The following is a 22,501-nucleotide window of genomic DNA, read 5'->3' on the forward strand; positions in this document are numbered from 1 at the left end:
AAGGATTTGTGTTGCGGACATCTCAACAGGGTGCGGATTCGACGGTGATATACCATTGCTCAGGGAACAGCACGCAATTCTCGTGGACGGGGACTCTCGCGAATACCCCGGCTGCGCTGGAACTGTTAGTTCTTTCGTAATAACACGCACAGGTTCAGCCTCGATGTCAGTGGTGCGAACTCCATCCTGCGATAGCCGCGCCAGGTCTGGATCTGGCGACGCGGCGATTTCGGCAGGGTAAGTTCAATGACAAAGAGGAGGGCTGACATGAAGATTAAATGCGTGAAAATTTATATGCGCGCATGCGGACTGTAGGCATCTCTCCTATTCCGTCACTGGACCGACACCAAATTAATGAATTTGTGCGTCAACTCCTCCCTATTGAACTGTCGCCGCCGGGGAAAAACCGGCAAGGTGACTTTCAACGGCTCGGTTCGACCCTAAGCGGACCTACGCTGTCATCGAAAGTGAACGTCCGATGTGGCAACCGTAGCCGACGGCCACGCGCGACGAATCCGAATCTTCGTAGCGGACATAGTTGCTTATCCGCATTCAAGATCGCTGGCAACAAGCACAGACTCAAGCGTCAACCCACCGCGCACCAGACGGAAGTCCATCACTCTTGCGACGCCCGCAGATACCTTATCCCCGAGAGGGTTGCCACTGTTAACCTGCTCTACCCGACAGAACGACCAACTCGCGCCGGAGACAAGCACCTGCTCTGGTCCACGCGGGCTGTAACTTTGACACTTGATTGCCGTTCGCATCGTCGCTGAACCCGCCTATGTCCATTGCACCGCCGTTCCGCAGACGAGCGGCCGGCCGTTCGAGTTCGGTGTAGTGTCACAGAAACCTTACGCGTCGAGTCATTGATAAACTAAGCGTTTTGCCAATGCCGACTCTACAAATGGACAGTGCAGCACTCGACTGGTACACAAGAACATCCGACAAACTCGATGCGATTGAGCGGGCGTGCTTTGTGTGGGGCCGCGAAGCGGGACTTGACAAGCCCGGCCGCGGGCACTTTCTTCGCGCCGTGAAAGCTTATCCAGACGTACGCAAGATGTTTGACGACTTCTTGGACGTGTGGCACGAACAGATGCCTCCCTACAGATGGTCACGAGAAACAATGCGGCGGATCGATTTTTCGGATCAAAGTGACTACTTGGATTTTATAACGATCGACCTCATGCCGCTTCGCGAAGCAGCACGAATAAAATTAAGCGCAGCGCGCGTGGAGCAACACGACCCAAACATAGCGCTCTACGACCTTCTTCATCCGATCATCGCTAACCGCGCTTGGGATTTCTATGTAACGAATCATTTCAGACAGGCAGTGGAAACGTCGGTGACGGCCGTATTTGATTACATTAGGGCGCGGACACAGAGCCAGTTGGACGGCCAGGCACTTGTGACCGAAGTTTTCAAGCTCGAAGGAGCGAAGCTCATTTTGAGCACGCTTGATACCGAGTCCGGCAGAAGCGAACAAAAGGGTTTTATTAACATATTCACCGGCGCGTATGTTGGGGTTCGCAATCCTTTAGCACATAGCACCATCAATGGCTTCACGCAAAAAGAAGCGGCCGAGCATATGGTATTGGCCAGTTTATTAGCCGGTAAGGTTGACAAAGCTATTCTTGTAGAGAGCTAATATCACACGGGAGCGCGCGATGCAGAGCGGGGCACCGACAGTTCGATAAGGGAGCCGGATGACCGCGACTCTCTCCGGCGTTGCTGAGCGCGGTTGGCCACTCCTCACCGTCTGTCTCCCGTCTGACCGAAATCATATTTTTTGAGGCGCTATAGCGCGATGGCGCGTTAAAGCTGATTCATCGTAGGCGGGACAGATTTCCCCTCGCCATGCGCCAAGACGATACGACGGATGGCTCTGTTTGTGGCCCCATCGACAGCGATCGCTGCTCGGACGATAAAACGCTTTGCTTCTCCGTCGTCGAAATTCAAAGGAAGCACATGAGTCACATGGCAGCCATGATATCGGACGGAAGGGACATTACATGTCTTATATGTCCGGCTCTGCCGCTCACGACTCGATGGCAGAAGACGACGGGCGATGTCCGTTCAGTGCCGCCTTGGTCTTAGATCAACGGAGATGATCGCAAGGTCAGCGACATTACCGTTAAAAAGCATCTTGGCTAACGACCGCGGCGTCTTGACGACAGCCCGAATGCAGTTCCGCGACTTCCGCTTTCGTTACATAGACTCAATGCTGCTGTTCGCGCCTACTCTCGCCCGCTCAACGCCGCCCTGATTTTTTCTTGCACCTGATCTTGTGCCTTCTCCAGTATGGAAGGAAGCGTCCACTCCTTCACGTATCCCTTCAGGAAGTCGCTAAAGAACATGCGGGATGTGCGGCCGTCCTGGTTGGCCAGCGCAGCTTCACGAAGCAGGTCAGGCAGTTTGACTTCGCCTATCCGCACGCACCCCATCACTCGCTCGAATTCCTCGATTCCCATTACGAACACGTTGGACAAAGGCAAGCGGCGCGCTGCATCGTGGTCCGGGTAGCCAAACTCGTCTGCTGGATAGAGTCGTTGTAGCATTTCACCACCCCCAACATATAACTCACGACTGGTCACGACCAGCAAGAAATCCTGTTGCTTTTGAAACCGCTCGCCGAACACCGGATTGTCCCGGATGAGCCCACCGACCTTCCACCCCTGCGTGATCGCGTCTCGCACTCGCTTGGTCTTCCGATGCGCGACGATCGAGCTGTCTTGCAAGAGCACGTCGTCAGCGAACAGACTCATCTTGGCTTCGACGAGGATATTGCAGTCGCCGTCGCCATCGATTACGGCCTCGACGGCTGGTGCGTGGCCACCAGCAATTTCCTTGTAGGCAGCCTCGGTCATCAGAGACACGCCAGACTCGATGGCTAGCTCGGTAACGTAGTCCTCAAACACTCGGCTGAAAGATCGCGTGTATTCCTCGCCGTACAGGTCGGAAAGCCGAAGATGCACGATCTCCTCGATACCCCGGGCGAAAACGAGTCGGTGCCAGCAGTGCACGCTCCCATCGCGCAGTTGTACTAGCGGAAACCTCTTCACGTACGGAAACTCGTAAAGCTCTGCCATACCATGGATCTTCTGTGCCGCGTCTTTCCGCAATTCGTCGCGCAGACTGGCGATGTTACGGGAAAAAATTTCGTAGATCCCGTCGACACATGCGCCATACGTCTCGCGCAAGGGCAGCATCCAGTCGCGCCTCAACGGCAGGTTGCCGTCAAGAACAGCGGCGTAAAGCGCGAAGGAGAGAACCATAAACACGTCTGGTTCCATGCCGAAAGCGTTTCGGAATTGTCCGCGCTCCTTCCGGTTCTCCGGTATCCGCGCATAAAGCGCTGGCCACCGCATGAAACCACGGCTTTCCGGACGCTGAAACTCGACCTGTGCGTGCATCAGCTTGCGCAGCATCAAGAAGATGTTCTTCGGCGCAGTATCATCCCGCACCGTCTCCGGCATGTCCCACAGTTCCTGCCTGATCCGGTTCATCTCGTCCATGGGTATGGGCGGACCGAGGCGCAAGTTGACGAGGCCATCCTGCAGCGCCCACTTGACGATAAGCAGCGTCAGCCAGGGCGCACTCCTTATCTCTTTGAGGCGATCTGTCGGAGGGTTCCAGAGGATGAGCAACGCCGCATCGATAATTGACGACGCGCTGTATTTGCGTAATCGGTTTCTAATGGAGCGATAGGCTTCCTCAATCCCAATTTTCTGCCTTGGAATGTGCTTGGCCATCCTATATGCGAAAGGCAAATCCCCCGAATATGACGACACTTTCATTTGCGCATAGAACCGGCAAGCCCGGTAATTTCTAAGAAAACCGATACGTTATCACTTGAGCGGATTTGGGAGAAAGCCATAACGCGACGTCAACCTAGAAACGCGACGCAAACGCACAAGGCGGGGACGATGCAGTCTCTGATCGCCGGCGTACGGCTATTCCGAAAACCGAGGGGCCGCAAGGACGACGCATCCCGAATTATCATGGCTGAACGAACGGCAGTCGTCGGCGACAAAGCCGACGTCCAAACCTCTGCGAGAGTGAATGGATGAGCGGCCAGAATTGGCCGATTCTCATCAGACGAGCGCCAAAGCCATGACCGCGGAATAGTCGACCCCGGCACTCGGAAAGGAGGGAGTTTTACGTGCTACAGATTTGATTTGCTACACAGCAGTGGTAGCAATCTCTATCTGACAGGGCTTCGCACCTGTCATTCCACTCCCTGAACTACAGGGAGAAGGACCAAACCAAAACAATCATCGCAATCCGGTTGTCGGACAAGGTCCGCAGTGATCGGCGACTCAAAGTCGCCAGCGAGCGCAGACTATGTCAAGCACCTAAATTCGAGGAGGCTGGCTGCAAGAACGCCAGCCCCGCAAAACAAACGGCCCAGCGGGCATCGCCCGCCGGGCCGTGCAAACCACGCCGACGCCTACACAACACAGCGTCCGGCCGCCTCAATCAAGCCGGCTCAGAATTCCACCACCGCGAACTCCGCTTTTCCGACGTCGCACAGCGGGCAGCGCCAATCCTCGGGAATCGCGGCGAAGCGCGTACCCGGCGCGATGCCTTCTTCGGGCAGACCCTCTTCCTCGTTGTAGATCCAGCCGCAAATCAGGCAGACCCAGCTTTTGTATTCAGTCACTTCTATTACTTCGCTCACGACGCACTCTTCTTTGGTTCAATGCAATGATCCGCCAAGTCTGCCCCTTTTTTGGGCATGGCGGCGACCCGCAATATTACCGGAATTCGTCAAGCGGGCCGTTGTTTGCCCATGCGGCATTGCGGCAATGCGCCCAAGCCCGCTGAAAGGCCCTGGTCACACACACCGTGTATGCTCTGACTCGCAGCCGAGCTTTCGGCCGGCGCGCGCCGGGCGCCCAGCCTGCACTGCGACGATCGACCTCCGGGCGAGCGGTCCAGCAATCGTCGCCGGCATGGCCCGCGCATGATTTCGTTTGGCAAAAAAGGAGAAAAACGATGTTGAAGAACAAATGGTTGGCCGGTTTCGCGTTGGCCGGGTTGCTTGCCGTATCGGGCGTGGCGCAGGCGGAGGGCGTGTCTTTCGTCCAACCGGCGGACGGCGCGAGCGTCACGAATCCCGTACACGTGGTGTTCGGCGTCGACGGCATGAAGATCGCGCCGGCCGGCACGATGACGGAAGGCACCGGCCATCATCATCTGCTGATCGACGGCAAGGCGCTGCCCAAGGGCGAGGTCATTCCCGCCAACGACAAATCGCTGCACTTCGGCAAGGGCCAAACCGAGACCGACGTGACGCTGCCGCCGGGCGACCACACGCTGACGCTGCAATTCGGCGACGGCGCGCATCGTTCTTACGGCCCCGGCATGAGCAAGACCATCACGGTGCACGTCAAGTAAGCCGCCGCGGGACGCGGCCGGCGCGCGAGCAAGCGCCGTCCGGCCGCGCGCTCCCATCCGCGTCATCGGCATGCGTCCGGTTGCACCGGTCCGCATCCGCCCCGCAAGCCGGCCGTTCGGCCTATCTCTTCCGGCATACAGGCACCAGAGCGTGCGCCCGGTACAATGAGCAGTTCCGACTCATCGCTGTCTTCTCCAATTCTCCATGTCGCTTTACACCATTACCGGGGCCCAACTGGCGTTCGGTCACGTCGCGTTGCTCGATCACGCGGATTTCTCTCTCGAAGCGGGCGAGCGCGTCGGCTTGATCGGCCGCAACGGCGCGGGCAAATCGTCGCTGCTGAAAATCGTCGCCGATCTGATGAAACCCGATGACGGCCTCGTCACGCGCCAGCAGAATCAGACCACGGTCTACGTCCCGCAGGAGCCGGAGTTCGATACGGACGACACGGTGTTCGAAGCGGTCGCCGCCGGTCTCACCCACGCCCGCGCGCTGCTCGACGAATACGACGCGGTCGCCAATCAGCTCGCCGACGAGCCCGAAGGCCCGCAACACGACGCGCTGATGGCGCGCATGAACACGCTGCAATCGTCGCTGGATACGGCGGACGCCTGGAACTGGAGCACGCGCGTGGCCACCACGCTGCAGCAGATCGGTCTGAACGGCGAGGCGCGGGTGGGCGCGCTGTCGGGCGGCATGCAAAAACGCGTCGCGTTGGCGCGTGCGCTGGTGGTGCAGCCGGACGTGCTGCTGCTCGACGAGCCGACCAACCACCTCGACTTCGACGGCATCCGCTGGCTCGAGGATCTGCTGGTCTCGCAGCGCGCGGGTCTGCTTTTCATCACCCACGACCGCGCGTTTCTCGACCGCGTCGCCACGCGCATCGTCGAACTGGACCGCGGGCGGCTACTGTCGTATCCCGGCAATTTCTCGGCGTACCAGACGCGCAAGGCGCAGCAACTGGAAATCGAGCGCGTCGAAAACGACAAGGCCGATAAGCTGCTCGCGCAGGAAGAAGTGTGGATTCGCAAGGGCGTCGAGGCGCGTCGCACGCGCAGCGTCGGCCGGATCGCGCGGCTCGTGCAGATGCGCAACGAACGCGCCGAGCGCCGCAACGTGCAAGGCAACGTCAAGCTCGACGTGGGCCAGGGCGAGAAATCCGGCAAGATCGTCGCCGAATTGACGGACGTCACCAAGCGCTATGGTTCCCGCACGGTGGTCGACACCTTCACGGCCACGGTGATGCGCGGCGACAAGATCGGCTTCGTCGGTCCGAACGGCGCGGGCAAGACCACGCTGCTCAAGATGATCCTCGGCGAATTGCCGCCGGACGAAGGCACGGTGCGCGTCGGCACCAATCTGCAGGTCGCGTATTTCGACCAGATGCGCGCGCAACTCGATCTGGACAAAAGCCTCGCCGACACCATCAGCCCCGGCAGCGAATGGGTCGAGGTGAACGGCCAGAAAAAGCACGTCATGAGCTATCTCGGCGACTTCCTGTTCGCGCCGGAGCGCGCGCGTTCGCCGGTCAAGTCGCTGTCGGGCGGCGAGCGCAACCGTCTGCTGCTCGCGCGTCTGTTCGCGCGGCCGGCCAACGTGCTGGTGCTCGACGAACCGACCAACGACCTCGACATTCCCACGCTCGAACTGCTCGAGGAACTGCTCACCGAATACGACGGCACGGTGCTGCTGGTCAGCCACGACCGCGCGTTTCTCGACAACGTCGCGACCTCCGTGATTGCGTCCGAAGGCGGCGGCAAGTGGCGCGAATATGTCGGCGGCTTTACGGATTGGCAGATTCAGCGCGACCGCTCGCAGCAACTGGCGGCGCAGGACACGCAGAAGGAAGCCGTCAAGGCGGCGCCGAAAGACAGCGCGGCGGGCCGCAATACGCAGCGCGCCGCCAAGCTGTCGTTCAAGGATCAGCGCGAACTCGACGCGCTGCCGGAAAAAATCGCCGCGCTCGAAGCGGAGCAGAAAACCATCGGCGCGCAGCTCGAAGACGGTTCGGTCTTCGCGAAAGACCCGCAGGAAGGCACCCGTCTGACCGAACGGTATGCCGCGATCGACGAGGAACTGCTGATCGCGCTGGAACGCTGGGACGAGCTGGAAAAGAAGCGCAAGTAACGCGCGGGGGGCGCGCCGCCCCTTATCCAGACGGCCAATCCCACGTCTAGCGAATTGCCGCCTGTTTCGAAATCAGTAAAATACCCCGCGAACAGGCTTCCCCCGGCGTTCGCACCGGCATTGACGTTGGCCGGCCGTGAGGCCGGCTGTGCGCCGCCGTCGAGCGCGCCAGCCGGAAGCCACGCGACAAAACAGCTTGCCCGCATCGCGGGCACCCCACCTAACCCCGTTGTTTCGTTTCGCTTTTTTAGAAAACTCAACGCATTGTCCACGGACCTGTCCACAGGCGCTGTGGACAACGATGAACCGACGCACCCGAGCAATCATGTCTACGAAAAAGCCAAACGCCGCATATAGCGAAGCGTCGATCAAGGTGTTGAAGGGTCTCGAGCCGGTCAAGCAACGGCCCGGCATGTACACCCGCACTGAAAATCCGCTGCACATCATTCAGGAAGTCATCGACAACGCGTCGGACGAAGCCCTGGGCGGCTACGGCCGGCAAATCACGGTCACGCTGCACGCGGACCATTCGGTCTCGGTCGAGGACGACGGCCGCGGCATTCCGTTCGGCCTGCATCCCGAAGAAGGCGTGCCGGTCGTCGAAATCGTCTACACGCGCCTGCACGCGGGCGGCAAGTTCGATAAAGCCGCCGGCGGCGCGTACACGTTTTCGGGCGGCCTGCACGGCGTCGGCGTGTCGGTCACCAACGCGCTGTCCACGCGCCTCGACGTCACCGTGTGGCGCGACGGCAAGGTCGCCGACCTGAGTTTCGCCAATGGCGACGTCGCCAAGGAACTCACGGTGCGGCCCGTCGCGAAGGGCGAGAAGAAATCCGGCACGCGCGTCACCGCGTGGGCGAATCCGAAATACTTCGATTCGCCGAACCTGCCGCTCGGCGAATTGCAACGTCTGCTGCGCTCGAAAGCGGTGCTGCTGCCGGGCGTGGAAGTCACGTTGATCAACGAGAAAACCGGCGAGCAGCAGACGTGGAAATACGAAGACGGTCTGCGCGGCTATCTGCTCGAAGGCATGAACGGCAGCGATCTGCTGATTCCGCTGTTCCAGGGCGAACGCTACGCGGAAAACTCGCGCGCGAACGAAGAGACGTTCGCGGAAGGCGAGGGCGCCGCCTGGGTCGTTGCGTGGAGCGAGGAAGGCACGCTCATGCGCGAGTCCTACGTCAACCTGATTCCGACGCCCGCGGGCGGCACGCACGAAGCGGGCTTGCGCGACGGTCTTTACCAGGCGGTGAAGAGCTTCGTCGAGTTGCACAACCTGCAGCCGAAGGGCGTGAAGCTGCTTGCCGAAGACGTGTTCGCGCGCGTGTCGTTCGTGCTGTCCGCGAAGGTGCTCGATCCGCAGTTCCAAGGGCAGATCAAGGAGCGGCTGAATAGCCGCGACGCGGTGAAGCTCGTGTCGTCGTTTGCGCGTCCGGCGCTCGAACTGTGGTTGAACCAGCACGTCGAGCACGGCAAGAAACTCGCGGACCTCGTCATCAAGCAGGCGCAAGCCCGCACGCGCGCCGGGCAGAAAGTCGAGAAGCGCAAGAGTTCGGGCGTCGCCGTGTTGCCGGGCAAGCTGACCGATTGCGAGTCGACGGAAATCGGCCGCAACGAACTGTTTCTGGTCGAGGGCGACTCGGCGGGCGGCTCCGCGAAGATGGGCCGCGACAAGGAATACCAGGCCATCCTGCCGCTGCGCGGCAAGGTGCTGAACACATGGGAAACCGAGCGCGACCGGCTGTTCGCGAACAACGAGGTGCACGACATTTCGGTGGCGATCGGCGTCGATCCGCATAGCCCGGACGACAAGGTCGATCTGTCGAATCTGCGCTACGGCAAGATCTGCATTCTCTCGGACGCCGACGTCGACGGTTCGCACATTCAGGTGCTCCTGCTCACGCTGTTCTTCAAGCATTTCCCGCAGTTGATCGAGCGCGGGCATGTGTGTGTCGCGCGTCCACCGCTGTTTCGCGTCGACGCGCCGGCGCGCGGCAAGAAGCCGGCCCAGAAGCTCTACGCGCTCGACGAGGGCGAACTCGAGGCAATCCTCGACAAGCTGCGCAAGGACGGCGTGCGCGATACGCAGTGGTCGATCAGCCGCTTCAAGGGCCTCGGCGAAATGAGCGCGGAACAGTTGTGGGACACCACGATGAACCCCGACACGCGCCGCCTCACGCCGGTGGCGCTCGGCGAGCTCGACTACGACGCCACGGTCGCGCGCATGACCATGCTGATGGGCAAGGGCGAAGCGTCGTCGCGGCGCAGTTGGCTGGAAGAAAAAGGCAACGAAGTGGAAGCGGACATCTGAGCGTTGTCGCAGCGCTCCACCTTCGCACGAAAACTTCACGCCAAACACGGATACGGAATCTAGATGGACGACGACAACACGCTTGATCTTTTCACCGAGCCGCCGCCTCCGGAAGGCGACTTCCTGACGCTCGGCAATTACGCGGAACGCGCGTACCTCGACTACGCGGTGAGCGTGGTCAAGGGCCGCGCGCTGCCGGATGTATGCGACGGCCAGAAGCCGGTGCAGCGCCGCATCCTGTACGCGATGAACGAGATGGGCCTCGGCGACAACGCGAAGCCGGTCAAGTCGGCGCGCGTGGTCGGCGACGTGCTCGGCAAGTATCACCCGCACGGCGACCAGTCGGCATACGACGCGCTGGTGCGTCTCGCGCAAGACTTTTCGATGCGCTATCCGCTGATCGACGGCCAGGGCAACTTCGGTTCGCGCGACGGCGACGGCGCGGCGGCGATGCGCTACACCGAGGCGCGTCTCACGCCGATCGCCAAACTGCTGCTCGACGAGATCGACCAGGGCACGGTCGATTTCATGCCGAACTACGACGGCTCGTCGCAGGAACCGAGGCTGTTGCCCGGCCGCCTGCCGTTCGTGTTGCTGAACGGCGCCTCCGGCATTGCGGTGGGACTCGCGACGGAAATCCCGTCGCACAATCTGCGCGAAGTCGCGGCGGCGGCGGTTGCGATGATCCGCAATCCGAAGATCCAGCACGCCGAGTTGATGCAGCACATCGCCGGGCCCGACTTCCCCGGCGGCGGCCAGATCATTTCGAGCGAAGCCGAAATTTCCGCCGCCTATGAAACCGGCCGCGGCAGCCTGAAGGTGCGCGCGCGCTGGAAGATCGAAGAACTCGCGCGCGGGCAGTGGCAACTCGTGATCACCGAACTGCCGCCGAATACGGCCACGCAGAAGGTGCTCGAGGAAATCGAAGAACAGACCAACCCGAAAATCAAGCTCGGCAAGAAGGCGCTCACGCCCGAGCAACTTCAGACCAGGCAGACCATGCTCGGCTTGCTCGACGCGGTGCGCGACGAGTCGGGCCGCGATGCGCCGGTACGCCTCGTCTTCGAGCCGAAGTCGAGCCGCATCGATCAGACGGAGTTCGTCAATTCGCTGCTCGCGCATACCAGCCTCGAATCGAATGCGTCGCTCAACATGGTGATGGTGGGCGGCGACGGCCGGCCGCGTCAGAAGGGCTTGAGCGAAGTCCTGCACGAGTGGATCGCGTTCCGCTTCGCGACGGTCACGCGCCGCACGCGTCATCGTTTGCAAAAGGTCGACGACCGGATTCACATCCTCGAAGGCCGGATGATCGTCTTTTTGAACATCGACGAAGTCATCCGCATCATTCGTGAATCCGACGAACCGAAGGTCGCGTTGATGGCCGCGTTCGGCTTGTCCGATCGCCAGGCCGAGGACATTCTCGAAATCCGCTTGCGTCAATTGGCGCGGCTCGAGAAGATCAAGATCGAAAAGGAACTGTCCGAGTTGCGCGACGAGAAGGCCAGGCTCGAGGAACTGCTCGGCAGTGAATCGGCAATGAAGCGCCTGCTCATCAGGGAAATCGAAGCCGACGCGAAGCAATACGGCGACGAGCGCCGCACGCTGATCCAGCAGGAAAAGCGCGCGACGTTCGAGGCGCGCGTGGTCGACGAACCGGTTACCGTGGTGGTGTCGCAGAAGGGTTGGGTGCGCGCGCTGAAGGGCCACGGCCTGGACACGGCCGGCTTCACGTTCAAGGCCGGCGACGGCCTTTATGCGGCGTTCCAGTGCCGCACGCCGGATACGCTGGTCGCGTGGGGCAGCAATGGCCGCGTCTATTCGGTGGCGGTGGCGCTGCTGCCGGGCGGCCGGGGTGACGGCGTGCCGGTCACGTCGTTGATCGAACTCGAGTCCGGCAGCCATCTGATGCATTACTACGCGGCTGCCGCGGATCAGGCGCTGCTGCTCGCGTCGAGCAATGGCTTTGGCTTTATCGCCAGGGTCGGCGATATGGTGAGCCGCGTGAAGGCCGGCAAGTCGTTCATGACGATCGACGCCGGCGCCGCGCCGCTCGCACCGATGCCGATGCTGCCGGACGCCACGCATGTCGCGTGTCTATCGTCGGGCGGGCGTGTGCTGGTGTTCGGTCTCGACGAAATGAAGACGCTCTCGGGCGGCGGACGCGGCGTCACGCTGATGGGGCTCGACGACAACGAAACGCTGTCGCAGGCGCTGGCGATCAACCATGCGGGTGTCATGCTGATTGGTACGCGCCGCGGCGGCCGTCTCGACGAAGAGAAGCTGAGCGGGGCGGCGCTCGCGCCGCATATCGGCAAGCGGGCGCGCAAGGGGCGCACGCCCGAGAGCAAGCTGAAGCTCGAAGGAATGCGTCCGGTGCTGGCCGCGTGACATAAGCGCATGACGTAACGTAAAACGCAGCGCAAAACGCAGACACATCGAGCGCGCGCCGTGCGCAGTGGAATTTCGGGGGCAACGCGTCGCCGTATCGCGGCGCGCTGCAATTAAAACTAGAAAGAATGTCAGAACGCCATCGGCGCAGGAACTGCACACATAGCGTGCGGTCGAACGCGCTCAGTAGCCGCTGCTAATAGCATTCGGCATCAGCGGTATGGCGTCGTCGGCAGAGGAAAACAACATGAACAAGGCTATCGAACTCGCGCTCTTTCTGCATCTGCTCGCGGTTGCAGTGTGGGTCGGCGGAATGGTGTTCGCACATTTCTGTTTGCGTCCGGCCATTGCCGATCTATCGCCGCAATTGCGCCTGCCTCTGTGGGAATCGGTGTTCGGCCGCTTCTTCAACTGGGTCGCCGCGTCGGTGCTGGTGATTCTCCTCACGGGCGGTTTCCTGCTGATGCAATTCGGCGGCGGTCGCGCAACCTGGCCGCTGCATGCAATGGCCGGCATCGGCATCGTGATGATGCTGATCTTCGGCCACATCCGCTTCGCTGTGTTCCCGCGCATTCGTCGCGCGGTGCAGGCGCAAAAATGGCCGGACGGCGCGCAGGCGGTCGGCACGATCCGGCGCCTCGTGCTGATCAATATCGTGCTGGGCGTGGTGACGATCGGCGTCGCGGTGCTCTCGCGCGGATTCTGAGCGGCGCGGCCGCCGCGGCCGCCGCTTGCCTCAGTGCAGCGCGCCGTGGGCAAGCCACAAGCCGCACGCCGCGGCCACCGTGCCGTACACCGCGTACACCGGCAGCTTGAGCTTCGCGAAGCAGATGCCGGAGAAGAGCGCGGTCAGCAGATAAACCGGTTCGAGCGGTACACGTACCGCGATGCGCAACACGGCCACCGCGAGGAACGCCGTCGTGACCGCGCGCAAGATCCGCATGCCATGCTCGAAACGCGGATTGGCCTTCAACTGATGCAGATGCCGTTGCGCCACCACCACGAGGCATCCCGACGGCACGAATAGCGCCAGCGTTGCAATCAGGGCGCCCGCCCAGCCGTCCACCAGATAGCCGAAGAACGGCACCACGTTCAGAAGCGGGCCAGGCGAAAGCGGCGACAGCGAAAACGCCAGGGTGAAGTCGTTATCCGATATGCCGATCGCCGGCGTGACGAACAAGGTCTTGAGCACGGGCAACGCCGAAAAGCCGCCGCCGAACAAGGTCATGCCGGCGCCGGCCAGCCGCGGCCACAGCAGCGCCAGTTCATAGCGATGCGGCAGCGGCAGCGCGAACAGCACCAGGAACACGGAGAGCGACGCCAGCACTTGCCAGTCGCCGCGTGCGAGCGACACGACAATGTGGCTATCGCGAACCGGGCTCGCGATCCAGCCCGTACCGAACGCCGCGCCGAGCATCAAGACGTAAGCGGCGGGACTGCGCGCATAGAAAAGCGCCATGCAACCCAGCACCGCCGCGCTCCATTCGAGCTTGCCGCGCACCAGCGCGCGCATCTGTTTGAACCAGGTGATCGCGATCAACGTGGCCAGCACCACGCTGAAGTGATTCAGCAAGATTTGCGACGAGGCGGCGCGCACGAGCGGCGTGCGATAGAAGATCGCGAACAGCGTCATCAGCGTGAAAAAAGGCAGCACGCTCGCGATGCCCGCCACCCACGCGCCGGCGCGTCCGCGCAGCGCGTGCCCTAGCTGCACGGCGACGTTGCAGCCCACCGGCCCCGGCACCATCCAGGCGAGCGCGATCAGGTCGGAGAAGGCGACGCGCGAGAGCCTGCCTTCCCGTTCGACATAGTGGTTTTCGAGTTGCGCCATGAGCGCGAGTCCGCCCCATGACAACGCCGACAGGCCGAACACGACCCGAAATAGCGTCCATAGCGGTTCCCGGTTTCCTCGTCTCGCGGCATCTTGGCTCGTTATCGTCTGCATGGTGCCGCGGGGGCCTTGGTCAAGGACCCCCGCCCTGTTGAATCGTTGTTGTATTGATGCGGCCGGCTACGCGCGGTGACGCGCTACGCCGTGCATGTAGCGGTTCTACTGCGTTACGGCTCAGTTGCTGGTGCTCGGCACGCTGCTCGCGCTGTCGGTTGCATGCGCGGGGCGGCGTACCGTCTGGCCGCATACGCCGAAGCGTTCGAGCAGCGCCGCAATGGCGTCCACCGGCACCGGGCGCGAGAACAGGAAGCCCTGCGCCTCGATATGGCCGAGCGCGGCGAGCCATGCAATCTGCTCTTCGGTCTCCGTGCCTTCGACCACCACCGTCAGCCCGAGCGAGCGCGCCAGATTGACGATCGCGGTCACCATCACGCAGACGCTGCGGTCGCCCGGAATGGCCTGGATAAACGAGCGATCCACTTTCAGCGTGTCCACGGAGAAGCGGTTCAGGTACGAGAGCGACGAATAGCCGGTGCCGAAATCGTCGAGCGCGATTCGCACGCCGAGGCGCTTCAACGCGAAGATTTTCTCGGAGACGAGTTCGGGGTATTCCATCATCGCCGTTTCGGTGATCTCGAGTTCGAGGCGGCGCGCGGAGATGCCGCTTTCCTCGATGGCATGCGAGATGGTCTCGTACAGATCGCCGCGCCAGAATTGCACCGCCGAAATGTTCACCGCGAGCGACAGCGTGTCGTAGCCCTGTTGCTGCCACTGCGCGAGTTGACGGCACGCGGTCTCGATCACGAAGTCGCCGATCGGCACGATCAGGCCGGTCGATTCGGCAACCGGAATGAACTCGTTGGCCGGAATCAAACCATGCTGCGGATGATTCCAGCGCACCAGCGCCTCGAAGCCCGTGATACAGCGGCGCGTGAGATCGATCTTCGGCTGATAGGCGAGAAACAGTTGCCCTTCGGCGAGCGCGACGCGCAGTTGCTGTTCCCACTTCATCAGATGGTCCGCGCGGTGCGACAGTTGCGGCGAATAGAACTGGTAGCAGTTCTTGCCTGCGTCCTTCGCGCTGTACATCGCGAGGTCGGCCTTTTTCAGCAGGTCGATCTCGCTTTCATTGGCGACCGAATAAAGCGCGATGCCGATGCTCGCATGCAGCACGAACGAACTGCCGCGCACCTCGAACGGCTTGGCGAACGCTTCGGCGGCGGCCTCGGCGAGCGCCACCGCGCGCTTCTCGACATCGTCGCCCTTGATCACGACGACGAACTCGTCGCCGCCGATGCGGCTCAACGCGCCGCCCGAAGCGCCGCCGTCGCCGACCGCGGTGGCGAGGCGCGAGGCTGTCATTTGCAGCACGATGTCGCCGGCGTTGTGGCCGAGCGTGTCGTTGACGGTCTTGAAGTTGTCGAGGTCGATGAAGAGAATCGCGAGGCGGCCGAGATTGGCGGGCTGCGCCACGTCGTGCCGCAGCGTTTGCAGCGTGGCATAGCGGTTGCGCAAGCCGGTCAGCAGATCGTATTCGACCAGATGCGTCATCTCGCGCTCGCGGCCGAGCAGCTTGCCGATCAGACCCGTGGCCACCGCGAAGAAGCTCAGCATGGCGAGCGAGATGAAGCCCGCCATCAACAGATAGACGTTGCGCGTGTGGTTGTAGTCGGCGAATTCCTCGGCTTGCGAAAGGCCGACCAGCACGCCGAGCGGATAGCCGTCGATATGCCGGTACGACACGATGCGCGTGACGTTGTCGATCGAGTCGACGTAGGTGCCCGACACATGCTCCGAGGTCGGATACGAGCCGCTCGCCGAGAACGCGCCGTTGGCGGAGACGACGCTGCCGGTGCGCCGCGCGAGCACCGCGCCGTTGTCCGAGATCACGGCGATCACGCCTTCGCGCCCAATGGCCGCGTTATTGTAGAAGTCGCTGGTGAAATAGCTCGGGTCCTCCGACACCACCACCACGCCCGCGAACGAGCCATCCGGGTGATTCAGACGCCGGGTCATCTGCAAGGTCCAATGGCCGGACACGCGGCCGAGCACCGGTTTGCTGATGAACAACTGGTCGTCGTTTTCGTGTTCGTGGACCTTGAAGTGTTCGCGGTCCGACAGGTCGATGCGCTTGGGGTTGAGCTCGGCCGTGTTTGCAATCAACGTGCCGTGTTCATCGATCAGCGACACCTGCACCAGGGTCTCGCTTTGCACCACGCCTTTTTCGACCGTGCTCGCGAGATCGAAGCTATGTGGGGTTTTCTCGAACTCGTATTTGACGAAGCGGGTGATCTGATCGACCTGGTGAATCGCCTTCACGGTGTGCTGTTCGAGCGCCGCCGAGAGAATCGCGGCGGAGGCCATCGCCTCGCGATACGTGGCTTCTTTTTCGACCGACAGGCGCGCGAAGATCACGGTCCACAGCAAAATCAGCACCAGCACGCCTAGCGCGGGAATGGCGAGCAGCGCGCGGCGGCGCGACACCGCGGGGTCGCGCCGAGGTTTGGTTTCGGTGTGGTCGGAGAAGCGGGATTTGCTCATTGCGCGGCCCGTGCAAGGCTGCCGGCCGTTTGCGAACGCGCGGACATCGACTGCGCTGATTTCATGGTTGGCTGCATGGTCACCAAGGCGCCGGGACTGCTGCGCAGGAAGAAGGGGCGTGGCGTCGTGCCGGACCATCCGCAGGTCGTCGGGAACGTTTCGATATTACTTAATGCCACTGGATTAAGGAAGCTTCCTCGCATCGGGTATACGCGCGCCGGGCAGGTCGTTTTCCCCGGCTGGACGCCTGGCCGGCTTGCTCGGCTCAAGGGCAGCCGCCCAGCGGTCATGTTCGAGCATTTCATCGGATCGGGTGTTCCGGCGTTTCAGATATTCAGGGTATTGGCACGCATCTGGCAAGCCTTTCATGATGCGAAGCGCATTAGTCGTGCAAACGATGTGGCGTTTGTGGTCAGGGCGCGGCGGCGGCGCGCCGAACCTGGGTGGTGGAAGCCTCGCGCCTTGCGCGCAGTCCAGGAGCGTCGCGGCCCGCGCCGTTCATCCCAGGCGGCACGTGCCATCGACGATCGTGGCGGAGGAGCCGCCGATCCATGTCTTGCCGTTTGCGTCGTCGTAGTGCACCGACACCTTGCCCGCGCGGCCCAGCACGGTGCCCTGGCGAGCGGTATAGCGCGTGCCAGGGCGCAACTGCTGGGCGCTCAGCAAGCCGGCGAGCGCGGCATTGGCGCTGCCTGTCACCGGATCCTCGCCGACGCCGAAGCTGCCGCCTGCCATCAGGCAGCGCACCTCGAAGGTGGCCGGATCGCCTACCTCGTGCGGGCCGTAGACGGCGACGCCGTGGGTATCGACCGAATGCACGATCTCGGCGAGCGCGGCGGCGTCGGGTTCGAGCGCGAGGCAATCGCGCGCCGATTTGAGGCGCACCACGAGCCACGGCGCACCATTGTCGACCGCGCAGGGCGGTGCGCTGAAGTCGATCGCATTGCTACGCAAGGCCGCGGACAACGCGGCGTAGCGCGCCTCGGCAAGCGGCGTGACGCGCGCGGGCGGCGCGGCGAAGGCCCAGGCGCTGTTGTCCTCGCCGCCCGATCCGGCTAGCGCCTTCAATTCGACGAGCCCCACGCCGCATTGCTGCACCAGCTTGCCGGCCTGCTTCGGCTGATAGCCGCTTTCGAGCAGCGCATGCGCGGTGCCGAGCGTGGGATGGCCGGCGAACGGCAGTTCGCCCTGCGTGGTGAAGATCCGCACGCGATAGTCGGCGGCCGGGTCTGTCGGTTTCAACAGGAACGTCGTTTCGGAGAGGTTGGTCCAGTGCGCGATGGCTTGCATCTGGTCCGCGTCGAGCGCATCGGCATCGAACACGACGGCGAGCGGATTGCCTTTGAACGGCACCGACGTGAACACGTCGACCTGTTTGAAGCGAACGGTGTTGAGGAGCATCGGGCGCGATCCGGCGAAGCCGGCAGATGGCTATGGTTCGCGGATTCTATCCGTTGATGAAGGAACGATCCACCTCGCCACAAATGCGGAACGCGCCGCGGGTGGCCACCACCTCACGACGCGTTTTTTACAGCTTGCCTGATGGGCCGGCTACCGGCCTGAGCCGGTTTTCTTATGCCGTCCGGCCGGTCGAGCGTTTATTCGACTTCAGCGATCATCTCGATCTCGACGCATGCGCCAAGCGGAATCTGCGCCACGCCGAATGCCGAGCGCGCATGCTTGCCGCGCTCGCCGAACACGTCGGCGATCAATTCGGACGCGCCGTTGGTGACGAGATGCTGCTCGGTGAATTCCAGCGTCGAGTTGACGAGGCTCATTAGCTTGACGATGCGCGTGACGCGATTCAGATCGCCGACGTGCGCGTGCAGGGTGGCGAGCAGGTCGACGGCGATCGAGCGTGCCGCGGCCTTGCCTTCCTCGGTGGTGAGCGTGGCGCCGAGCTTGCCGGCCCATACCTTGCCGTCTTTCTTCGCGATGTGCCCGGACAGGTACACCGTGTTGCCGCTTTGCGCGCTCATCACATAGGCCGCTGCCGGCGCGCCCGCGCTCGGCAATTCAATGCCCAGTTCCTTGAGCTTGTCGTACACATTCGTTTGAGCCATGTCGTGTCCTTGTTCGGTAGTGGAATCGGGTAACCCGGCGGACGAGGCCGCCTAGGTTGCTTAGATCTTCGCGCGGATCAGCGCGGCGAGACGCGACACGCCTTCGTCGATTCGTGCCGGCGGCACCGTGACGAAGGACAGACGTAGCGTATTGTGCTGCGCCTCGTTTGCAAAGAACGGACCACCCGGCACGAACGCGACGTTCTGCGCGACGGCTTCCGCCAGCAGCTTCATGCTGTCGATTTGCGCGGGCAGATTCACCCAGATGAACATGCCGCCTTCCGGACGGTTCCAGCTCACGCCCTCGGGCATATAGCGTTCGAGCGACGCGAGCATGGCCGCGCATTGAGCGCGATACAGCTCGCGAATGGTGGGCACATGCGTGTCGAGGAAGCCGTCCTTGATCACTTCGTACACGATGCGCTGCGTGAAGCTCGGCGTGTGAAGATCGGTGGCCTGCTTGGCCTGCACGAGTTTGAAGATCAACTCTTCGGGCGCGATGATGTAGCCGACCCGCAGACCCGGCGCCAGCACCTTCGAGAACGAACCGAGGTGGACGATATGGTCGGGCGCCATCGACAGCATGGTGGGCAGCGGCTCGCCCGCGTAGTCGAGCGCGCCGTAGGGATCGTCTTCGATCACCGGGAACGGCGCGGTCTTCGCGAACTCGGCGAGCGCGCGGCGGCGTTCCACCGGCAGGCGGCGGCCCGTCGGATTCTGGAAGTTCGGCTGCGCGTACAACAGGCGCGCTCCGGCGGTCAGTTCGGGCGTGAGCGTTTCGGGGATCAGGCCTTGTTCGTCCGTCGGCACCTGCACGTAGCGCGGCTCGTACATCGAGAACGATTGCAGCGCGCCGAGGTAGGTCGGCGTTTCGACCAGCACCGGGCTGTCCGGGCACACCAGCACTTTGCCGAGCAGATCGAGCGCTTGCTGCGAGCCGGTCGTGATCAGCACCTGCGTGGGACGAATCTGCGCGCCGTTCACCGAATAGCGCCGCGCGACCCATTCACGCAACGGCAGATAGCCCTCCGTCGCGCTGTATTGCAGCGCCGCGGCGGGCGCGTCGCGCAGAATGCGGTCGGACGCTTCGCGCATGCGTTCGGCCGGGAAGGTGGCTGGCGAGGGCAGGCCGCCCGCGAACGAAATGACTTCGGGCCGTTCCGTGACCTTCAGGATCTCGCGGATCGCCGAGCTCGTGAGCTTGCGTGCGCGCTCGGACAGTTGCCACGTGGGGGCTTTCAAGTCGCTTTGGTCCATGGTTTCCTCTGCTGGTGTCTCTGGAACCGTTCAAAAACTTCGATTATCGCGCGAGTCGACGACCCGCGCGCGCTGCTTATGCAAGGGTCCGCGGACCGTCGGGCGTTTCGAATTCCGCGCTCAACGCGGGCGCGCCGTCGGTCGGCCGCAGTTCGATCAGATGCGCCGCGCCCAGCCAACGCAACTGCGCCGCCACCGTGTCGGCCTGGGGATGCGCGGCTTTCAGGGCCTTCAACGCAATGCCGGTTTCCGGCAAGACCGCCGACGGATGCCGCGGCGTATCCCATTGGATCAGCGAGGGCAGCACGCCGTCGCCCGCGCCTTGCCAGCCGGGAAACGCACCGTCGTCGGGCACGGACAGGCCCCATGTGAAATCGCCGCGCGTCATCGGCACGATCGGCGGAATGCGCTGCGGATACTGCGCTTGCCACGTCGAAAGGCGTTTCGGCCGATCGACCCGAGCGACCCAGTGCGACAGGTACGGCCCTTTTTCGAGCCGCGCGTGCGTCGCCGGGTCGTCGAGGGCGAACAGACGGGCGCGCGGCGCGGCGCCGTCGGCGGGTTCGGCGGCCTGCGGATCGGCTGCGATCACCTCCAGGTACACGCCGCCCCACAGGTTCAACAGGCGGTTGTGCGTGCGCATCAGCGGATGCGCGCCGCCGCCGGACGGTGCGATGCCGAGCGTGTCGGCGACGTACTGCGTGCCCTCGTCGAGGGTACGGGCGGAAATCACGAGATGGTCGAGCTGGAGCGGATGAGCAGTCATGACGGATCGAGCAACGGTTTTCTGCGGTGAGCCGGAGCGGGCCGGGTGTGGCGGTGGCGCTGCCGGGGTCGTAAGCATAACCGTTTGCCGGATCGGCGGGCCATGCGGATGGGGTTCGGAGCCGCCCGGACCTGATCGGCCCGCGAGCGGTGGTGTGCCGCGAAGTGTCGTTGCAGCCGCTCCGGTCATCCTTCTTTCATCTCGAATGTAGCGGCGCTGACCTGCACAGTAACGGTACAATCGCTTCGATACTATTCGGTACAGTTGGAGCTCGTCATGTCCGTCCCGCTTGCCCAGATTCCCGCCCCGCACGACACCGCCTCGCTGACGCTGGTCGAGCAGCTCGTGCAGTGGGCCCGCCGCCGCATCGAGGAGCGCGTGTTCCGCCCCGGCATGCGCATGCCGTCGATCCGCAAGCTCGCGCTCGACAAAGGCGTGTCGCGCTTCACCGTGGTGGAGGCCTACGAGCGGCTGGTGGCGCAAGGGTTTCTGGAGTCGCGGCGCGGTTCGGGCTTCTACGTGCGCGAGCGGCTCGCCGGCGCGGCATCCGCCGAGATTCACCGGATCGCCGAAGCCGCGCCCGCGCCGGCCACGATCGACGTCGTGTGGCTGCTGCGCAATATGCTGCATACCGGCGCGCGCCCCGAGCGCAGTCCGGGGCTGGGCTATCTGCCGGCACGCTGGCTCGACGGCGACCTGATCACCAACGCGCTGCGCACGCTGGGCCGGCAGAGCGGCGCGCAGATGCTCGGCATCGGCACGCCGCAGGGGTTTTTGCCGTTGCGCCAGCAGTTGCAGACGCGGCTGGAGGAGCTGGAGATCGGCGCGTCGCCCGACCAGATCGTGATGGTGTCCGGCATCACGCAGGCGATCGACCTGATTTCGCGCATCTACGTGAAGGCGGGCGATGCGGTGATCGTCGGCGATCCGGCCTGGTTCCAGATGTTCGGGCGCTTCGCGTCGCAGGGCGCGCGGCTCGTCGGCATGCCGTATACGCCGGACGGCCCCGACCTCGACGCGCTCGAATCGCTGGTGCAAACCTGGCGGCCGAAGATGCTGGTGATCAATTCGGTGCTGCAGAACCCGACCGGCACGTCGCTCACGGCGGCGCAGGCGTTTCGCATCCTGCGCCTCGCCGAAGCCTATGACTTCATCGTCGTCGAGGACGATATTTACGGCGATCTCTGCCCGCCGAGCTATCCGGGCACGCGCCTCGCGAGCCTCGATCAGCTCAAGCGCGTGATCTATCTCGGCAGCTTTTCGAAGACGCTCGCGCCGAATCTGCGCGTCGGTTTCATCGCGTGCGCGCCGGAGGTGGCACGGGCGGTCAGCGATCAGAAGATGCTGGTCGGCATGACGAGCCCCGAGCTGAACGAGCGTGTGCTCTACAAGATCCTCACCGAAGGCCATTACCGCCGGCATGTGGAGCGCTTGCGCGCGCGGCTCGACGGGGTGCGCGAAAAGTCGGTGCGGATGCTGGAGAAGACCGGCCTGAAGCTATTCCTCACGCCCACCGCGGGCATGTTTTTGTGGGCCGACACCGGCGTGGACGCCGGCGCGCTGGCCGCCGCCGGCCACGAAGCCGGCTTTCTGCTGACGCCGGGGAGCCTTTTTTCGCCGCAGCAGTCGCCCACCACTTGGATGCGCTTCAATATCGCCAACTGCGGCGATCCCGAACTGGCGACCTTCCTGTGCCGCTATCTCGACGGCGTCGCGCGCCGCGCCTCTTGAAACCGCGCCGGGGCGCCCCCAG

At 63.0% G+C, this 22,501-nt stretch carries 15 protein-coding genes; 7 read left to right on the forward strand and 8 right to left on the reverse strand.

Annotated elements, in window-relative coordinates:
* Positions 1–907 precede the first annotated feature (907 nt).
* Complete coding sequence (locus tag ACTJLC_RS22160) at positions 908–1,651, forward strand: TIGR02391 family protein (RefSeq protein WP_073429473.1); 744 nt, start codon at positions 908–910, stop codon at positions 1,649–1,651.
* A 589-nt stretch (positions 1,652–2,240) separates the two neighbouring features.
* Here ACTJLC_RS22160 and gapS1 read toward each other — a convergent pair.
* Together gapS1 and ACTJLC_RS22170 are read right to left on the reverse strand one after the other, a co-directional pair.
* The gene (gene gapS1 / locus ACTJLC_RS22165) at positions 2,241–3,755 is read right to left on the reverse strand and encodes a GapS1 family protein (RefSeq protein WP_310131944.1); all 1,515 of its coding nucleotides are present in this window, start codon (positions 3,753–3,755) and stop codon (positions 2,241–2,243) included.
* Between the two features lie 737 nt (positions 3,756–4,492).
* Complete coding sequence (locus ACTJLC_RS22170) at positions 4,493–4,684, reverse strand: rubredoxin (RefSeq protein WP_007175738.1); 192 nt, start codon at positions 4,682–4,684, stop codon at positions 4,493–4,495.
* Positions 4,685–5,001: 317 nt separating this feature from the next.
* On the opposite strand from ACTJLC_RS22170, the gene ACTJLC_RS22175 reads away from it, so the two are divergent.
* The 5 genes from ACTJLC_RS22175 (at position 5,002) to ACTJLC_RS22195 (ending at position 12,936) form a co-directional block, all read left to right on the forward strand.
* The gene (locus ACTJLC_RS22175) at positions 5,002–5,403 is read left to right on the forward strand and encodes a DUF4399 domain-containing protein (protein ID WP_073429475.1); all 402 of its coding nucleotides are present in this window, start codon (positions 5,002–5,004) and stop codon (positions 5,401–5,403) included.
* Positions 5,404–5,608: 205 nt separating this feature from the next.
* Positions 5,609–7,531: an ATP-binding cassette domain-containing protein gene (locus ACTJLC_RS22180; RefSeq protein WP_073429476.1), complete on the forward strand. Its 1,923-nt coding sequence runs from the start codon at positions 5,609–5,611 to the stop codon at positions 7,529–7,531.
* Positions 7,532–7,856: 325 nt separating this feature from the next.
* Positions 7,857–9,842: a DNA topoisomerase IV subunit B gene (locus ACTJLC_RS22185; protein WP_073429477.1), complete on the forward strand. Its 1,986-nt coding sequence runs from the start codon at positions 7,857–7,859 to the stop codon at positions 9,840–9,842.
* A gap of 63 nt (positions 9,843–9,905) precedes the next feature.
* Entirely contained in the window at positions 9,906–12,230 is a 2,325-nt protein-coding gene (gene parC, locus ACTJLC_RS22190) for a DNA topoisomerase IV subunit A (protein ID WP_073429478.1), read from the forward strand.
* A gap of 247 nt (positions 12,231–12,477) precedes the next feature.
* Positions 12,478–12,936: a CopD family protein gene (locus tag ACTJLC_RS22195; protein ID WP_073429580.1), complete on the forward strand. Its 459-nt coding sequence runs from the start codon at positions 12,478–12,480 to the stop codon at positions 12,934–12,936.
* A gap of 30 nt (positions 12,937–12,966) precedes the next feature.
* Here the strand turns inward: ACTJLC_RS22195 and ACTJLC_RS22200 are convergent, their stop codons facing one another.
* The 6 genes from ACTJLC_RS22200 to ACTJLC_RS22225 all read right to left on the reverse strand — a co-directional run bounded on the left by ACTJLC_RS22200 (position 12,967) and on the right by ACTJLC_RS22225 (position 20,748).
* Positions 12,967–14,175 (reverse strand): chromate transporter, encoded by a 1,209-nt coding sequence (locus ACTJLC_RS22200; protein WP_073429479.1) that lies wholly within the window; start codon positions 14,173–14,175, stop codon positions 12,967–12,969.
* 120 nt (positions 14,176–14,295) lie between these two features.
* Positions 14,296–16,662, reverse strand: coding sequence for a bifunctional diguanylate cyclase/phosphodiesterase (locus ACTJLC_RS22205; protein WP_073429480.1), 2,367 nt, complete (start codon positions 16,660–16,662; stop codon positions 14,296–14,298).
* A gap of 498 nt (positions 16,663–17,160) precedes the next feature.
* Complete coding sequence (locus ACTJLC_RS22210; protein WP_073429481.1) at positions 17,161–18,063, reverse strand: PhzF family phenazine biosynthesis protein; 903 nt, start codon at positions 18,061–18,063, stop codon at positions 17,161–17,163.
* A gap of 197 nt (positions 18,064–18,260) precedes the next feature.
* Positions 18,261–18,725 (reverse strand): RidA family protein, encoded by a 465-nt coding sequence (locus tag ACTJLC_RS22215; protein ID WP_083085278.1) that lies wholly within the window; start codon positions 18,723–18,725, stop codon positions 18,261–18,263.
* 60 nt (positions 18,726–18,785) lie between these two features.
* Positions 18,786–19,982, reverse strand: coding sequence for an aminotransferase-like domain-containing protein (locus ACTJLC_RS22220; RefSeq protein WP_073429483.1), 1,197 nt, complete (start codon positions 19,980–19,982; stop codon positions 18,786–18,788).
* Positions 19,983–20,058: 76 nt separating this feature from the next.
* Positions 20,059–20,748 (reverse strand): VOC family protein, encoded by a 690-nt coding sequence (locus ACTJLC_RS22225; RefSeq protein ID WP_073429484.1) that lies wholly within the window; start codon positions 20,746–20,748, stop codon positions 20,059–20,061.
* A 276-nt stretch (positions 20,749–21,024) separates the two neighbouring features.
* Here ACTJLC_RS22225 and ACTJLC_RS22230 point away from each other — a divergent pair, with 276 nt between their 5' ends.
* The gene (locus ACTJLC_RS22230; protein ID WP_073429485.1) at positions 21,025–22,479 is read left to right on the forward strand and encodes an aminotransferase-like domain-containing protein; all 1,455 of its coding nucleotides are present in this window, start codon (positions 21,025–21,027) and stop codon (positions 22,477–22,479) included.
* Positions 22,480–22,501: the final 22 nt, after the last annotated feature.

This window comes from Paraburkholderia sp. 22099 (genome assembly GCF_052045835.1).
GTDB classification, from domain to species: domain Bacteria; phylum Pseudomonadota; class Gammaproteobacteria; order Burkholderiales; family Burkholderiaceae; genus Paraburkholderia; species Paraburkholderia terricola.

Bases quoted from the DNA above. Each gene is read 5' to 3' on its own strand.
- ACTJLC_RS22230 (WP_073429485.1), top strand. From the start codon at position 21,025: ATGTCCGTCCCGCTTGCCCAGATTCCCGCCCCGCACGACACCGCCTCG.
- ACTJLC_RS22160 (WP_073429473.1), top strand. From the start codon at position 908: ATGGACAGTGCAGCACTCGACTGGTACACAAGAACATCCGACAAACTC.
- ACTJLC_RS22225 (WP_073429484.1), bottom strand. From the start codon at position 20,748: ATGACTGCTCATCCGCTCCAGCTCGACCATCTCGTGATTTCCGCCCGT.
- ACTJLC_RS22200 (WP_073429479.1), bottom strand. From the start codon at position 14,175: ATGCAGACGATAACGAGCCAAGATGCCGCGAGACGAGGAAACCGGGAA.
- ACTJLC_RS22180 (WP_073429476.1), top strand. From the start codon at position 5,609: ATGTCGCTTTACACCATTACCGGGGCCCAACTGGCGTTCGGTCACGTC.
- ACTJLC_RS22210 (WP_073429481.1), bottom strand. From the start codon at position 18,063: ATGCTCCTCAACACCGTTCGCTTCAAACAGGTCGACGTGTTCACGTCG.
- ACTJLC_RS22205 (WP_073429480.1), bottom strand. From the start codon at position 16,662: ATGAGCAAATCCCGCTTCTCCGACCACACCGAAACCAAACCTCGGCGC.
- ACTJLC_RS22215 (WP_083085278.1), bottom strand. From the start codon at position 18,725: ATGGCTCAAACGAATGTGTACGACAAGCTCAAGGAACTGGGCATTGAA.
- ACTJLC_RS22195 (WP_073429580.1), top strand. From the start codon at position 12,478: ATGAACAAGGCTATCGAACTCGCGCTCTTTCTGCATCTGCTCGCGGTT.
- ACTJLC_RS22220 (WP_073429483.1), bottom strand. From the start codon at position 19,982: ATGGACCAAAGCGACTTGAAAGCCCCCACGTGGCAACTGTCCGAGCGC.
- ACTJLC_RS22185 (WP_073429477.1), top strand. From the start codon at position 7,857: ATGTCTACGAAAAAGCCAAACGCCGCATATAGCGAAGCGTCGATCAAG.
- parC (WP_073429478.1), top strand. From the start codon at position 9,906: ATGGACGACGACAACACGCTTGATCTTTTCACCGAGCCGCCGCCTCCG.
- gapS1 (WP_310131944.1), bottom strand. From the start codon at position 3,755: ATGGCCAAGCACATTCCAAGGCAGAAAATTGGGATTGAGGAAGCCTAT.
- ACTJLC_RS22175 (WP_073429475.1), top strand. From the start codon at position 5,002: ATGTTGAAGAACAAATGGTTGGCCGGTTTCGCGTTGGCCGGGTTGCTT.